Here is a 14971-nt window from a genome sequence, read left to right on the forward strand (position 1 = left end):
CATTTATCGGACTCGGTCAAAACGGTAGATAAGCCACAAGGCGATCCCCAGTAACACACCCGATGGCAGCAAGGTAGTCAGCATGACGTTGCCGGCCAGCAGCAGGCCAAGGTTGGCGATGATCTGGTTGCCCACGTAGATCAGCAGGCCTATCACCGCGCCAACGGCCAGCCGACCGCCCAGCCCCGGCGAGCGTGGCTGCGCGAAGGTGAAGGGCACCGCGAAGAGGATCATCGCCAGCGTCAGCAAGGGGCGGCCGAGCTTCTGCCACATCGCCATCTCATACTCGGCAGACGGCTGATGAGAGGCATCGAGAAACTGGATGTAGCGACGCAGTTGTCTAATCGAGAAACTGTCGGTTGGCAGCGTCAGCTCCTTCAAGCGTCGGTCGGAGAACACCGACTGCCAAACCAGGCTGTCCTGCTGGCGAATACTTTCATCGATATGGTTCCACTCCTTGATGTGGGCGTTCTTCAGCACCCAGGTGCCACCCGCGCCGATTTCCGCGCTCTCGGCAAACACGTACGACTTCAGGAACATGTCAGAGGTGTACTGGAATATCTCGACATTGACTGGGGTGTTATCGCGCGACAACGCGCCGATCCGAGCTATTTCGTCACCGCGCCTGGCCCAGATGCTCCCGGACGGGCTGGCCGCTTCTCCGGAGATGGCCAAGGCAGCGTTGCGCAGCTGCACGCCTCGTTGCTGCAAGGGGGACGCTACCCATTCATCAATTGTCCCTAACAGCACTACCAGGATCAGGCCTGCCATTACAGTGGTAATGGCGATGCGCACAATGGAAATGCCCGCTGTGCGCATGGCGGTCAATTCCTGGGTGGAGGCCAGTTGCCCCAGCCCGACGATGCCACCCAACAGCGCGATAAAGGGCCCGAGGTCCACGGCGCGGCGTGGCAGTGTCATCAGCACCACTTCCAATGCCTGGGTCCAGCGATAGCCACCGGTGGTCACATCGTCGAGTTCGCTGATCAGGTCAAAGGTGGTGAACAGAGGCAGCAGCAGGGCGGCCGCCGCGGCGAAACCAATCAGCACGTTACGAATCAGGTAGAGGCTGGTGATTCTCATGTGGAACGCAACCGCAGGACAGCCATGTCCCGGGCGATGAATATCAGTACCACCGCCCCCATTGACAAGGGCACCAGCCACACACCGGGGGTGAGTGGCAGGGCCATATTGGCAACCAGTGTCCGGCAGATATTGCCCGCGTAGAAGATTACCGCGAAGAGCATCGCAATTGGCAGCAGGGTCGAGAAGCGGCCCTTGCGCGGCGCGGTCCTGCTTAACGGGACCGCCAGCAGCGCGAGCAAGAGCGCGCTTACACCACGCGTCTCGCGCCATTGTAACTCCGCCTGGTCCTGGGGCAGCGGGGACACGCTGAGCAAACCAGTAGCGGTGGATTTCCGTTTATTGTCCGGCTCGGGTTCGATCGGCTTGAGGTGCAATAACAGGTTTTCAAACACGCTGACCACATCCTGAGTGCCGGTGTGCTCCAGGGAATATGACGTGCCTCGGGTCAGTGCCACGATCGGGTCGGCCGGGTTGGGATCGACCACCTGGGCCACATTGGAGCGGAAGACCCGGCTCTTGCCCTCTCCAGGGTCGTAGATAAGCGCGTTTTCAAGGTTACCGGTCGCCTGGTCGATACGTTCGGCAAGAATCATCCGGCCGTTGTCCTGGTTAAGGTTGAATCGTTGTGGCAAGAGATGACTGACATCCAGGTCGGCGCGTGATGCTTGCTCCAGGAGATACGTCTGCGTATACGCCCAAGGGCGGCCGTAGACCGAAAGCACGCCGACGCCAATGGCTATTGGTAAGGTAATCAAGGCTACTGCCCGATACAGCCGCAGCGGGCTGACGCCAGACGCCAGGATGGCGGTGATTTCCGAGTCGTGGTAAAGCCTGCCAAGGGCGATCGCTACTGAGGCATACAGCGCCACCGGTACTAACATTTCGAGCGCAATGACCACCTTGTATACGACCATGTCCAGCACCGACTGCAATGCCAAGGTGCCGTTGACGGCTTGCGTGAGGTAGCGTTCAGCCGAATAGCTGGCGAAGACGAAGGTCAGAATACCGACCATCACTGAAACGGGGCGCCGAATTTCGGCGATGATGTAGCGCTCGATCAGCAGCATTCGGCACACCTTGGACTCAGGATTGGGCGCACAGGAACACAGCGCACCCCGGGTGCGCTGTGTTGATCCATCAGTAAATGGCAATTGCAGGCCAGGCTCAAGCGTGTCAGCTCTCGGTCCTCTGCCGCAGGATCTTTTCAACGAGTCGGTGATCGCTGAGCGAGTCGACATCGACAGCGGCTTCGGCGAAGGGCATGACCACCGCCCCTACGCGCATCCCGACAGCTGCGGAAATACGCTGCATCGCCCCATCCAGGGACAATGTGCCTAACAGGTACCTAAGTGTGGCAGCAAGCCCCAAGGCCTTGGCAATGACCTTTCTCGGGTCCTTGCGCTGCTGTTCGATATTTCTCCAGAACGCCGCCAGTCTTTCGCTTTCAGGGGTCATGAAGGTGAACAGGTTACTGCCACAGTAAGGCCCGCCGTGCAGTTTGATGGCCGTGCGTCGATTCTCCGGAAACATTGCTAAGACGGTCTTGAGTGGCGTTACCGCAACGGTGACGTCATAGCCGCTCGAACGCGAGTGCTCAAGGAAGTAGTCGACCATCTCAGGTCGCAGCAGCGCATGGTCGGCCGTGGTGACCAATACTGGGCGCACGGTGATATGTTGCAGCCCCATCAGTGCGCTGGCACTGGGAGATGCCGCCGGTTCCAGCGCCGTCACTGCGCCGGAATTCAACAAGGCGTGCATGAACGGATCGCCCTCGAGCAAGGGTCGATGGGGCCCTACCAGGGTGATCTGGCCAATCTGCCCGCTGGCCTGCAGCGTGGCCAACACCCGGTGCAGCATAGGAATGCCGTTGACCGGTGCCAAGGCTTTGCACCCGGCCGCGCCAAGCGCTGCAACCGGGTCGCCAGGTCGACGATCTCCGGCTAGCACCAGCGCTGAAAAGCGCGTCACGTCAGATGCGTTTTTCATACAGGCGATAACGTTTGTAGACCGCCGCGCCGATGCGCTCCAGAATAGTGCGCATGCCTGTGTTCGTTTCAAGAATCCAGGACATTTCCAAGGCATCAATCTTGCGCTGGACAAAAGGTTGCTTCAGCGCCTCGATCAGCAACAGCGCCAGCACGGGGCCTTGCCGGCTGAATTGATAGTGTTGCCGCACCCCCATTAGTGGCACGCGAGCAGTGCGCGTGCCTGTGACCTTCAGTTTCCACAGCAAGCGCAGCCAGCCAAACGGCAGCAGTCGACCTTTCAAGGGGGCTATGGCTTCATGGATGTTCGGCATCGCGACGATAAAGGCACACGGGTGCTGGTCGATCTCAGCAATGTAGATGAGGTCCTCGGGCACCAGCATTTTCATCTGCGCGCCCAGCTCACTGAATTCTTTTTCGGTGAAGGGTACAAACCCCCAGTTTTTCGCCCACGCATCGTTGAATATGTCTCGAAGCGTCTGCATTTCGGCTTCGAACCGGCTTCGGTCGAGCGCGCGGATGCAGACCCGCCCACGTTCGCGGTCCATCATCCGCTGCAGCGGGGCAGGGAAGTTCAGCTCATCGGTGCGCATCCAGTAGGCAAGCAGATCCATCGCCGGCTGGTAACCCAGCGCCGTCAGCTGTGCTGGGTAATAGGGATGATTGTGGTTCATGAACGCGGAGGGTGGCGTGTCGAATCCTTCGACGAGCAATCCGCTTTCCTGATTGATGTTCAGGCTGAACGGGCCAGTGATCCTCCGCGCACCATGTTCACGCAGCCACGCCTCGGCCGTCGTTATCAGGCTCTGAAAAACCTCGGCATCATCGATGGCGTCGAGCATCCCGAAATGCCCTGTGTCTGCACCGTGGAGCTCACGGTGAAGCGTATCGATCTGGGCCAGGATTCGGCCTACCGGAATGTTGCCGCGCTTCGCCACCCATGCTTGCCACGTGACGTGCGGAGAGGTGGGGTTCTTACCGGACAGGTGTTCACGACGCTCCATATGCAACGGCTCGACCCAATGGGGGTCATTCTGAAAAAGCTTACCTGGTAGCGAAATGAAGCTGTCCAGGCCGCTGCGAGACTTCACCATTTCCGTGACGATCGGAGAAAGCATTTTGTTCATGTAATAGCGTTTCCCTCATCGCGTGTCGGGTGCAAGGCATCTGGCTCTAGGTTTTGTACGAAAAGTCGGTGCGGGTAGAATCGCCGCCATGATTGGCTGGAGGTCCGCATGGCAAGGCGTTACGAACTCCCCGACGCAGCGTGGGAATTGATCAAGGATCTGGTTTCTCCAGAACAGAAAATGGGTCGCCCGCGCAGTGATGATCGTGTGGTACTCCATGGAATCTTATGGATTCTGTGCTCCGGGGCTGCCTGGCGCGATTTGCCGGAGCGCTTTGGGCCTTGGTCAACGGTGTATCAGCGTTTCCGTGACTGGCGCGACGACAGTACATTCGACCGGATACTGGAGCGTCTGCACATTCGACTGAATCAGGAAGGACGGATCGATCTGGACACCTGGATGATCGATTCCACTGCGGTACGTGCAACCCGAGCCTCTTCAGGCGCCGGGAAAAAAGGGGGCCTGGAGAACCGCTAGACCATGCCCTTGGGCGCAGTCGAGGTGGCCTGACCACCAAGATTCACATGCTCTGCGACGCTAATGGCGTGCCATTACGCTTTATGCTTTCGCCGGGACAAGCCAGCGACATCGCTCAAGCCCAGCCGCTGCTGGAGCAGGTACGCATTCCCGGAAAGCCAGGGCGACCACGCAAACGTTGTCGCTGGTTACTGGCTGACAAAGGGTATGACGCAGAACACCTGCGTCACTATTGCGACCGTTACCGAATGCAGCCGGTGATCCCACTGCGCGCCATGCCGCGCAAACCCAGGCCTGGTTTGCCCCGGCTATTTGATCGACCGAAATACCGGCAGCGAAACATCATAGAACGGATGTTTGGCTGGCTAAAAGAGAATCGCAGAATCGGCACCCGCTACGACAAACTAGCCAGAAGCTTTGCAGCCATGGTCACGCTGGCCTGCAGCCTACGTTGTATGCGGCAATACTTTTCGTACAAAACCTAGAGCCCTGCGATCCTCTGGGAGGTTGCGAATAATGTTCCCAGCCTGTATGAAATACTTTGTTGCATTGTCTCTCATCGTACTAACATTTGCCGTCTTTCAGGAATCCACCTAATGGCTTTGAGATAAATCGCCTTCGGCGTGTGTTTGAGGATTTCGCTCAGCAGCTCTCGCACGACGTCCAGCGTGACTGTTTTCCACCTCCCTGAATGAGCTCAAATCAATGGCTGTTCTTTACCTGTCAGAGACAAGCGCTGAGCATTCACTTAAGCAGCGCCTTGCAGACTTTTCCTCTCTCGCGGACGCATTGGATTATGCCGCGCTCGGGCAAACAGGCATGAATTTTTATGACCGGCGCTGTCACCTGACTGCGGTCATGGAATATTCCGCATTGAGAATGCGCGCTATCAGCGCAGCGAAACGGCTGCTGGGCCTTGGCTTGGCAAAGGGCGACCGGGTGGCGCTGATCGCTGATACGACGCCCAAGTTTGTGGAAATTTTCTTTGCCTGCCAGTACGCAGGGTTGGTACCGGTTCCCCTGCCGATCCCCATGGGCGTAGGTCACCATCAGTCCTACGTTGAAAAGCTCCGCGGCTTGCTGGCAAGCTGCTCGCCTTCAGCGGTGCTGGGCAGTGAAGAATGGCTATCTTTCGTGCGCGAAGCCATTGATCCGGCGACCCAGGCTTTCATCGGTACCGCCGAGCAGCTTGAAGTGCTGCCGGTGGCAGATGTCGAGTTGGCGCGTCCTCAACCGGATGACATTGCCTATCTGCAATATACCTCTGGCAGCACGCGATTTCCTCGCGGGGTAGTCGTCACTCAGCGCTCGGTGATGGCGAATCTGCACGGTATAAGCCTTGCTGGCATTCGGTTGCGGCCCGGAGACCGTTGCATCTCCTGGCTGCCCTTCTACCACGACATGGGATTGGTCGGCTTCGTCCTGACGCCGGTTGCCACACAGTTGTCAGTAGATTATCTACAGACCCAAGATTTTGCCATGCGCCCCAAGCAGTGGCTTAACCTGATGAGCCGTAATTGGGGCACGGTGTCCGTAGCACCGCCGTTTGGTTATGACCTGTGCGTACGTCGCTGCAGTTCGACCGAGGTGCAGAACCTAGACCTCTCCCATTGGCGCGTGGCTGGGGTAGGGGCGGAGCCTATTGCAATGACCACCCTTGATCGTTTCGCAGAGCACTTCGCGCCCGCAGGTTTTAAAGCCAGTGCATTCATGCCGTGCTACGGCCTTGCCGAAAATACCTTGGCCGTAAGCTTCGCTGCCCCTGATCTAGGCGGCCAGACCGATCGCGTGGATCGTGACATCCTTGAGCTCGAGAGTAGAGCCATTCCGGCCACCGAGCGCTCAACGGCCATCAGCACCTTCGTCAATTGTGGCGGCCCGTTGCCGGGCCATCAGGTTCAGGTACTCGATGAGGCCGGCAATCCGCTGCCGGAGCGCAGCGTCGGACGGATTGTGATTTCCGGTCCGAGTCTGATGCAGGGCTATTTCCACGACCCTGAGTCAACACGCCAGCTTGCCGAAACCCAGCAGCTGGACACCGGTGACCTCGGCTATCTGTTGAACGGCAATCTGTATGTGACTGGCCGCAAGAAAGACCTCATCATCATACGCGGGCGTAACATTTGGCCCCAGGACATCGAGCTGGTGGCCGAAACCGAGGCCGACGTCAGGCCTGGAGACGTGATCGTATTCATCGTGGACAAGGACGGCGAACCGGCGGTGGTGATGCAAGTGCAATGTCGTATCTTGTCCTTGGACAAACGTGAGCGGCTGGTGCACACGCTGTTTTCGAAGATCCATAGTGAATTCGGTGTATCCCCAACGATCGACTTGGTACCTCCCCATAGCATCCCGCGTACGTCCTCAGGCAAGCCGGCCAGGGCCGAAGCGCGTAAGCGCTTCCTGAGCCAGCTATCAATGGCGCCGCATACGCTGACGACGGCAGGTTCTGCTTGATGGCTCTGGTCGTTGCGCTAACCGGAGGAAGCGGTTTTATCGGCGGTCAAATCGCGCGAATGTTAGTCGCTCAGGGCATAAGTGTTCGTGCGTTGAGCAGGACCCAATCAGGTCTGCATCGCGGAGTTATATGGGTGCGGGGTTCCTTAGAGGACGCAGGATCGCTCGCCGAATTGGTCGCCGGAGCGCAGGCCGTGATTCATTGCGCGGGGGCTGTCAGAGGGCGCGATGCGACAGGTTTTCATGCCATCAACGTAGACGGTAGTCGCCGCGTAATGGAAGCCGCCCGGCAGTCCGGAACCTGTGAGCGGTTTTTGCACATGTCTTCCCTCGCGGCTCGTTATCCCAACTTGTCTTGGTACTCCAGATCGAAGTTCGACGCAGAGCAGCAAGTCATGGACGCTGCCGGCACCGTCAGCGTCGGCATTTTCAGACCTACGGCAGTGTACGGACCAGGAGATCGTGAACTGCAACCGCTGTTCGCTTGGCTGATGCGGGGTCTTTTGGTACGGCTGGGGTCAGGAGAAGCGCACCTGAGTTTCGTGCATGTGTTCGACCTGACAGCTGCCGTCATACAGTGGATCACTTCGCCCGTAGCTAAGTCGGCTACCTATGAAATCAGTGACGGCACTCCAGGTGGGTACAGCTGGGAGAGCCTGGCGAGTATCGGTGTAGATCTCCGCCAGAAGCCAGTCCGGCAGATTCAGGTATCAGTCAGGCTGCTGAAAGCCATTGCCAAGGCCAATCTGGCGCTGTCGTACCTACTGCCACGCGCACCGATGCTGACGACTAGCAAGGTCAACGAACTGACCCACCACGACTGGACCTGCAGCAACACGGAAATCACCGCCTCCATTGGCTGGGCGCCCCAGATAAAGTTACACCGCGCCCTGCAGGATGGCCTGTTCTGAGCGTGCGGCAATTCGAATGTCGAAGAGGTCAACCATGCTTATCCAAGATACTATCGTAGAGAATATTCTGGCCTGTCTGTTAGAGATGGTCCCCTTACAGGAGCACATCTCTGCAGACAGCGACATGGTCAATGACCTTGGCCTGGAGTCAGTGAAAATGATGGACCTGTTGATGAAATTGGAAGATGAATACGATATTTCAATTCCGATTAACATCTTGATGGATGTCAGAACCCCCCGCCAGCTCGCCAGTTCTCTGGTGGCGTACGTGGAGAAAAGCCATGGGGCTATATGACAAATTCAGCCGGCTGGCCGCTGAGCGCAACAATTTTCAAGATTCCGGTCCCAGCCCGTTCGGCACCCGTATGGATGCTATCTACTCGCCGACAGAGGGGCGTATAGGCGATAAGGACGTCATCCTCGCGGGCACCAATAACTATCTGGGTCTAACCTTCGACGCGCAGGCAATCGAAGCGGCGCAACAAGCGTTGGCTGCCGAGGGCACCGGTACCACCGGGTCGCGGATGGCTAACGGGAGCTACGGCGGCCACACGGCACTCGAGTCCGAAATCGCCGCATTCCTGGATCGCCCTTCGGTGATGGTGTTTTCTACGGGCTACGTGGCGAACCTGGGCATCATAGGGTCGCTGGCGGGCCCGCGTGAAGTCGTCCTGCTAGACGCCGATTGCCATGCAAGCATCTATGACGCGTGCGCCCTGGGGGGGGCACAGATTATCCGTTTTCACCACAACGATGCTATGGACCTCGAACGCCGCATGTTGCGCCTGGGAGAGCGTGCCAAGGATGCACTGATCATCGTCGAAGGCATTTACAGCATGCTGGGGGATACGGCACCCCTCAAGGAAATCGTCGAGATCAAACGTCGCTTGGGCGGCTACTTGTTGGTGGACGAGGCCCATTCATTCGGCGTGATGGGGCCTAACGGTAGAGGGCTGTCCGAAGCCCTCGGAGTAGAGGCCGATGTCGACATCATCCTGGGAACCTTCAGCAAAAGCCTGGCCGCGATCGGCGGTTTTGCCGCTGGCCGAAGTAGCGACATGGAAGTCTTGCGCTATGCGAGCCGCCCCTACATCTTCACCGCGTCGCCATCACCCTCAGTCGTGGCGTCGGTGCGTTCGGCATTGCAGGCAATAGCCACGCGGCCGGAATTGCGCGAGCGCCTATGGAACAATGCCAATCGTCTCTACGACGGCCTGGCGAGACTAGGTTATTCCCTCGGGCCACATGCCAGTCCAGTGGTCCCAGTGATGGTGGGCACGAAGGAGCAAGGCCTGCACTTCTGGCGAGCGCTTATCGGCCAGGGGGTTTACGTCAATCTGGTACTGCCACCCGCCACACCGGCCGGCGTTACACTGGTGCGCTGCAGCGTAAGCGCGGCGCATACACCTGAGCAGATCGGGCAGATTATTCAGGCATTTTCAGTGCTGCGCCCCTTGGCAGGTCTGACTGATTGACAGAACACGCAATACCGGACGCCTGTGACCGGCGCTTGGTCATAGGCGCAGCAAACGCCATGTGTTGAGCTTTAGAGTGGCACACAGTTGATTTCGAAGTGAGTGTGATGCGAATTATCTTTGCTTTTGGTCGCTCCTACCCTATCCGTACCGTCCTGATGCTATTGAGCCTGATAGTGTCAGGGCTAGTAGAGGGCGTTAGCCTGACCACCATGCTGCCGCTGGTTTCGGTGATGGTCGGGGACAATGTCCAGTCGACCTTCGGCATGCATATCGTCAACGCCTTGCAGCTGTTTGGCCTGCAGCCGACCATCCTTGTACTGCTGATGATCATCGTGGTCGGCATGGTGCTAAGCAGCCTATTGATTCTCGCTGCTAACCGTCAGGTGGGCTATACCGTAGCGCATGTGGCCACTGATTTGCGCGTTGATTTGATCAACGCCACCCTCGGCAGTCGCTGGGAATACTACCTGCGCCAGCCCGGTGGCGCTTTGGCCAATGCAGTGGCCACCGAGGCCTACCGCGCTTCGACAGCCTACGAACACGCGGCCAACATGGTCGCGCTATCTATTCAGGCGGCCGCCTATGGAATAATTGCGCTGATCGTGTCCTGGCAAGCGGCGCTGGTAGGCCTCTTGGTAGGCCTGGCGATACTCCTTGCCCTGCGTGGTCTGGTGAAGACCTCTCGCCGAGCGGGCAAAAGTCAGACTAGCCTTATGCGAGATTTGCTGGTCAGCCTGAGCGATACCCTTGGGTCGGTCAAACCGTTGAAGGCGATGGCCCGAGAGGATATTGCCGATTCCTTGCTGCGTCATCAGGCCACGGAACTTAACGCTGCGATGGAAAAGGAAGTGACCAGTCGTGAAACGCTGCGAGCGCTGCAGGAACCGCTATTGGCTATCCTCGCAGCAGCGGGTCTGTACGCAGGGCTGGTAGTCTGGGCGCTGCCGTTGTCTTCGGTGATGGTACTGATCTTCATGGTAGTACGGGTGCTCGGCTTGATGCATAAGGCCCAGCAGCGTTACCACCGAATGGCAGCTCAAGAAAGCGCATTCTGGGCGCTGCACGAAGCCGTCGAGAAGGCCAGCGCTGAGGCTGAGCCCAGGGGCGGCAGTGTGCAGCCGACCTTGATTCAGCGTATCGGCTTTAACAAAGTGTCATTTTCGTACGACGGACGCACAGTGCTCGATGGCGTTTCTTTTGCTTTCGAAGTTGGCACCATGACTACGTTGATTGGTCCTTCCGGTGCTGGCAAGACCACCATTCTCGATCTGCTTTGCGCACTGCTCAGCCCCCAGGGAGGGCAAATAAGCGTGGATGGTGTGCCGTTGGCCAACCTCGACCGGCGCCGCTGGCGGCGAATGATCGGTTACGTGACGCAAGAAACCCTATTGCTGCATGACAGTATTCTGGCCAATGTTACCTTGGGTGAGCCCGCTTTAACGGCGGCCGACGCCGAGCGAGCCTTGCGCCAAGCCGGGGCCTGGGAGTTCGTTGAAAAACTCCAGGGTGGCATGCTCTCGGTTGTAGGCGAGCGCGGCGGCTTGCTCTCTGGCGGTCAGCGCCAGCGCATCGTGATCGCTCGCGCATTGGCCCATTGTCCTCAACTGCTCATCCTTGATGAAGCTACCAGTGCTCTCGACTCTGAAGCGGAAAGGGACATCTGCGCATCCTTGAAAGCCCTCACGCCTGACATCACCATCATTGCTGTTTCTCACCGGCCTCACCTGATTGAGATCGCTGATGAGGTGGTGCAGGTCAAAGACGGCACGGTTATGCGGCTGACGAACAAGATCCGACAGACTAGTGAGACCTCACATGGGAGTATTAACTTATGACGGGTTCTTATGCAGCCTGACATAGGGAAAGCCTTGGCGCGCTTGGCGTCAGCCTGGAGGGGACAGGGCCTCTCTGGCTAGCAGCATTCAGCTGGCGGTAAGAGAGTTCCCGCTTTGCCAGTAGTACTGTTAAGCGCCAATGCTAGGTTTTGTACGAAAAGTATTGCCGCATACAACGTAGGCTGCAGGCCAGCGTGACCATGGCTGCAAAGCTTCTGGCTAGTTTGTCGTAGCGGGTGCCGATTCTGCGATTCTCTTTTAGCCAGCCAAACATCCGTTCTATGATGTTTCGCTGCCGGTATTTCGGTCGATCAAATAGCCGGGGCAAACCAGGCCTGGGTTTGCGCGGCATGGCGCGCAGTGGGATCACCGGCTGCATTCGGTAACGGTCGCAATAGTGACGCAGGTGTTCTGCGTCATACCCTTTGTCAGCCAGTAACCAGCGACAACGTTTGCGTGGTCGCCCTGGCTTTCCGGGAATGCGTACCTGCTCCAGCAGCGGCTGGGCTTGAGCGATGTCGCTGGCTTGTCCCGGCGAAAGCATAAAGCGTAATGGCACGCCATTAGCGTCGCAGAGCATGTGAATCTTGGTGGTCAGGCCACCTCGACTGCGCCCAAGGGCATGGTCTAGCGGTTCTCCAGGCCCCCTTTTTTCCCGGCGCCTGAAGAGGCTCGGGTTGCACGTACCGCAGTGGAATCGATCATCCAGGTGTCCAGATCGATCCGTCCTTCCTGATTCAGTCGAATGTGCAGACGCTCCAGTATCCGGTCGAATGTACTGTCGTCGCGCCAGTCACGGAAACGCTGATACACCGTTGACCAAGGCCCAAAGCGCTCCGGCAAATCGCGCCAGGCAGCCCCGGAGCACAGAATCCATAAGATTCCATGGAGTACCACACGATCATCACTGCGCGGGCGACCCATTTTCTGTTCTGGAGAAACCAGATCCTTGATCAATTCCCACGCTGCGTCGGGGAGTTCGTAACGCCTTGCCATGCGGACCTCCAGCCAATCATGGCGGCGATTCTACCCGCACCGACTTTTCGTACAAAACCTAGGTACTGTATGAAAAGTAATACCGCAGGCACCGCTTGGCACAGACCAAGGAGACTATTTGCCGCACAAAAAGCCCACTAAGTTGCGGGCTGCATGTTTCCGAATCTACGTTCGAAGCGCTTTCTGGAATCGCCCAAAGCTAGGCGTTAGGAGGACAGACCAGAAACAAAAAGCCCGACACATTGCCGGGCTAATCGTATTGCTCCACACTGGTGCTGATCCCTCAGCCAAGTTCAGTTTAGACCTGGAGGGCAGGGGTGCCAAGCGAGCCCGGGGCATAATGGACGCACGGTAGACATGCTACGGAGGCGGAAAGTAAGCGAAAAAAAGCCCAACGCTGGACCGGGCTATAAACCATGACAACCAGTGCGCAGTGCGCGGATCCTTCAACTGATTCTATGGTAGTTCGGGATGGCCGGGTGTGCCAGCCGAAGGTAGACGTCTGACCGAGTACTGATTGATTGCACGTTCGATTGAATCATGAGCTTATTGACCCGACACCTGGATGGTCGACTCCATCGCACGCCCGCGACCCGCACTTCTCCGTTTGCGTCTGTGCAAACAGGTCACCGGTGTACTCCCCAAGTGGCGCAGATCCAGCAGCAGAACCTCGAGCCTTGCTATGGTGGTAGCCTATATAAACGTCTGTGTAGCCGTATGGGCATCAGCAGGGTGTCATGAAGACCTAATACCACCTTGCATAATCTCTCCCCGAAAAATTCAGGTAAATGATCATTATCATTAGCGATCTTCACGACTGTGCCACAGCCGTAAAAGGAAAATAGTGTCACCTGCTATCTCATACCGAATCTCATAATGAGCTACCAACAGCCGGCGCACGTCGCGCGGCTCGAACTCATCCAGGCGCTCACCAATCCGTGGGTTTGTCAGAAGCGTGAGCGGCGCAGCGGTAAGCTGCTGCACGGTGCGCGCGGCCACTGGGCGATTCACTAGGGCAAGAAAGTCGTATAGCCGAGCGAGGTCCGATACCGCTTTGCTGGTCCACTGCAACTGCATCAACGCGGTACCGGTAACGGCGTTTCAGTATCCAGGCTCGCGGCCCAGGCCTGCACCGCCTGGTGATCAATGACGCGACCCGCATCGACATCAAGCAGCGCTTCACGGGTGAGTCGGCTGCGTTCTTCTTCTTGGTCTAGCCACGCGAACAACGCTTGTTTCACGATCCAGTTTTTCGAGCGCTCCAGACGTTCGGCGATTTCATCGATCCGCTCCGCGAGCTCGATTGGGACGTGGGCGGTGACTGAACGGGTTTTCGCAGTAGCGGTCATAATGCGTTCCTCCTGATAGTGAGTAAACCTTAATCGTAGTGATTAATCGTAATTAAATGTAGCGGATTTTGATGTAAACCATAGCAAGGATGAGCGTGGACCAAAACTATTGATAAAATAGGTTATCACCAGTAACCGGCGCGTTTGGGGTAGAGCGAACGGGTAGGGGGAAAACGGATTGGAATTGACCAGACCCGACTAGGAGTTCAGGGAATGACCACAGGTGTAGAAAACGTGCAGACCGGTACAATTCAGGCGCGGGGAGGGGAGCGGCGGCTGACAGCGGTCGAATTCCAGCAGCTGGCTGCGGTACCGGCCGCCGTCGAGTGGTTTGCCAACATCGACAATCCGCGCACCCGCCGCGCGTACCGAAACGACCTGCAGGACTTCTCTTCCTTTATAGGGCTGACCGGTGCCGATGACTTTCGACAGGTCACCCGGGCGCACGTCCTCGCCTGGCGGGCTGACCTGGAAGGCCGCGGCTTGGCCGGGGCTACCATCCGCCGCAAGCTCGCCGCGCTGGCCAGCCTGTTCGACCACCTCCTAGACAGCAATGCTGTCGCCGGCGGCAACCCGGTGCACGGGGTCAAACGGCCCCGGATCGAAACCAACGAAGGCAAGACCCCGGCCCTCGGCGATCACCAGGCCAAGGCGCTGCTCGAAGCCCCGGATGACCGTTCTCTCAAGGGGCTGCGCGACCGGGCAATACTGGCCGTGTTGCTGTACCACGGGCTGCGCCGAGAGGAAGCGGCACAGCTGCGGGTGAATCACCTGGTGGAACGCCGGGGCATCGGGCATCTCTTGGTTCACGGCAAGGGCGGCAAGGTGCGCTACCTGCCCATCCACCCGGTGGCGGCCGACCGTATTCATGCCTACCTAGAGCGCTCGGTGCACCACCTGGCGGACCCGAAAGCCCCGCTGTTCGTGCCGTTGCGGCATTGGGCGAAAGGGCAGGGCGTCTCGGCCAATGGCATCTATACCCTGGTCGCGGCCTATGCCGAGAAGGCCGGCATTCAGGTCGAGGGCTTGGGCGTCCACGGCCTGCGGGCCACGGCCGCGACCAATGCCCTGGAGCATGAGGCCGACATTGCCAAGGTCCAGGCCTGGCTGGGCCATGCCAATATCAGTACGACGCGGATCTATGATCGCCGGCAGAACCGGCCCGAGGATTCACCGACGTACAAGGTGAGATATTGAAAGTGCCATGGATCGCTCGTTATAAATGACTGTACCGCTAAGCCCCGGCGGGATTAGCGGTATGCGGGGCTGG

At 58.2% G+C, this 14971-nt stretch carries 14 protein-coding genes; 7 read left to right on the top strand and 7 right to left on the bottom strand.

The genetic code is table 11. From position 1 onward, the window contains the following. Positions 1 to 3: 3 nt before the first annotated feature. From lptG to LG385_RS23895, 4 genes are all read right to left on the bottom strand, one after another. Entirely contained in the window at positions 4 to 1083 is a 1080-nt protein-coding gene (lptG, locus tag LG385_RS23880; protein WP_038409908.1) for an LPS export ABC transporter permease LptG, read from the bottom strand. Further along, a complete protein-coding gene (gene lptF, locus LG385_RS23885; protein ID WP_038409906.1) occupies positions 1080 to 2153 on the bottom strand; it encodes an LPS export ABC transporter permease LptF in 1074 nt (357 codons plus the stop codon). The genes lptG and lptF overlap by 4 nt, the downstream gene beginning before the upstream one ends. A 106-nt stretch (positions 2154 to 2259) precedes the next feature. Continuing rightward, positions 2260 to 3072 (bottom strand): nucleotidyltransferase family protein, encoded by an 813-nt coding sequence (locus tag LG385_RS23890; protein ID WP_038409905.1) that lies wholly within the window; start codon positions 3070 to 3072, stop codon positions 2260 to 2262. Further along, complete coding sequence (locus tag LG385_RS23895; protein WP_202967467.1) at positions 3056 to 4198, bottom strand: N-acetyltransferase; 1143 nt, start codon at positions 4196 to 4198, stop codon at positions 3056 to 3058. The genes LG385_RS23890 and LG385_RS23895 overlap by 17 nt, the downstream gene beginning before the upstream one ends. Before the next feature lie 108 nt (positions 4199 to 4306). Here LG385_RS23895 and LG385_RS23900 point away from each other — a divergent pair. From LG385_RS23900 to LG385_RS23925, 6 genes are all read left to right on the top strand, one after another. Beyond that, positions 4307 to 5160, top strand: a protein-coding gene (locus tag LG385_RS23900) for an IS5 family transposase (RefSeq protein WP_225772267.1) whose coding sequence is annotated in 2 segments (ribosomal slippage) — positions 4307 to 4655 and positions 4655 to 5160 — 855 coding nt in all. Because the reading frame shifts where the segments join, the coding sequence is not laid out codon by codon here. Positions 5161 to 5380: 220 nt separating this feature from the next. Further along, entirely contained in the window at positions 5381 to 7132 is a 1752-nt protein-coding gene (locus tag LG385_RS23905; RefSeq protein ID WP_225776319.1) for a fatty acyl-AMP ligase, read from the top strand. After that, positions 7132 to 8043 carry an NAD-dependent epimerase/dehydratase family protein gene (locus LG385_RS23910; RefSeq protein ID WP_062378655.1) on the top strand — a complete coding sequence of 304 codons (912 nt, stop codon included), beginning with the start codon at positions 7132 to 7134 and terminating at the stop codon, positions 8041 to 8043. Before LG385_RS23905 ends, LG385_RS23910 begins: the two co-directional genes overlap by 1 nt. A gap of 34 nt (positions 8044 to 8077) precedes the next feature. Continuing rightward, positions 8078 to 8338: an acyl carrier protein gene (locus tag LG385_RS23915; protein WP_062378968.1), complete on the top strand. Its 261-nt coding sequence runs from the start codon at positions 8078 to 8080 to the stop codon at positions 8336 to 8338. Beyond that, on the top strand, positions 8325 to 9518 hold the full coding sequence (gene spt / locus LG385_RS23920; protein ID WP_062378653.1) for a serine palmitoyltransferase: 1194 nt from the start codon (positions 8325 to 8327) through the stop codon (positions 9516 to 9518). Before LG385_RS23915 ends, spt begins: the two co-directional genes overlap by 14 nt. Positions 9519 to 9625: 107 nt before the next feature. Next, a complete protein-coding gene (locus LG385_RS23925) occupies positions 9626 to 11356 on the top strand; it encodes an ABC transporter ATP-binding protein (protein WP_062378651.1) in 1731 nt (576 codons plus the stop codon). 142 nt (positions 11357 to 11498) lie between these two features. Here LG385_RS23925 and LG385_RS23930 read toward each other — a convergent pair. The 3 genes from LG385_RS23930 to LG385_RS23940 form a co-directional block, all read right to left on the bottom strand. Next, positions 11499 to 12352, bottom strand: a protein-coding gene (locus LG385_RS23930) for an IS5 family transposase (protein WP_225772267.1) whose coding sequence is annotated in 2 segments (ribosomal slippage) — positions 11499 to 12004 and positions 12004 to 12352 — 855 coding nt in all. Because the reading frame shifts where the segments join, the coding sequence is not laid out codon by codon here. Between the two features lie 801 nt (positions 12353 to 13153). Beyond that, the gene (locus LG385_RS23935) at positions 13154 to 13429 is read right to left on the bottom strand and encodes a type II toxin-antitoxin system RelE/ParE family toxin (protein WP_062378649.1); all 276 of its coding nucleotides are present in this window, start codon (positions 13427 to 13429) and stop codon (positions 13154 to 13156) included. Next, a complete protein-coding gene (locus tag LG385_RS23940) occupies positions 13429 to 13701 on the bottom strand; it encodes a CopG family ribbon-helix-helix protein (protein WP_062378647.1) in 273 nt (90 codons plus the stop codon). The genes LG385_RS23935 and LG385_RS23940 overlap by 1 nt, the downstream gene beginning before the upstream one ends. Before the next feature lie 213 nt (positions 13702 to 13914). Here LG385_RS23940 and LG385_RS23945 point away from each other — a divergent pair, with 213 nt between their 5' ends. Continuing rightward, positions 13915 to 14898 (top strand): tyrosine-type recombinase/integrase, encoded by a 984-nt coding sequence (locus LG385_RS23945; RefSeq protein ID WP_225776320.1) that lies wholly within the window; start codon positions 13915 to 13917, stop codon positions 14896 to 14898. Positions 14899 to 14971: the final 73 nt, after the last annotated feature.

It is taken from the genome of Pseudomonas sp. Marseille-Q5115 (assembly GCF_916618905.1).
In the GTDB taxonomy this organism is placed as follows: domain Bacteria; phylum Pseudomonadota; class Gammaproteobacteria; order Pseudomonadales; family Pseudomonadaceae; genus Aquipseudomonas; species Aquipseudomonas japonica_A.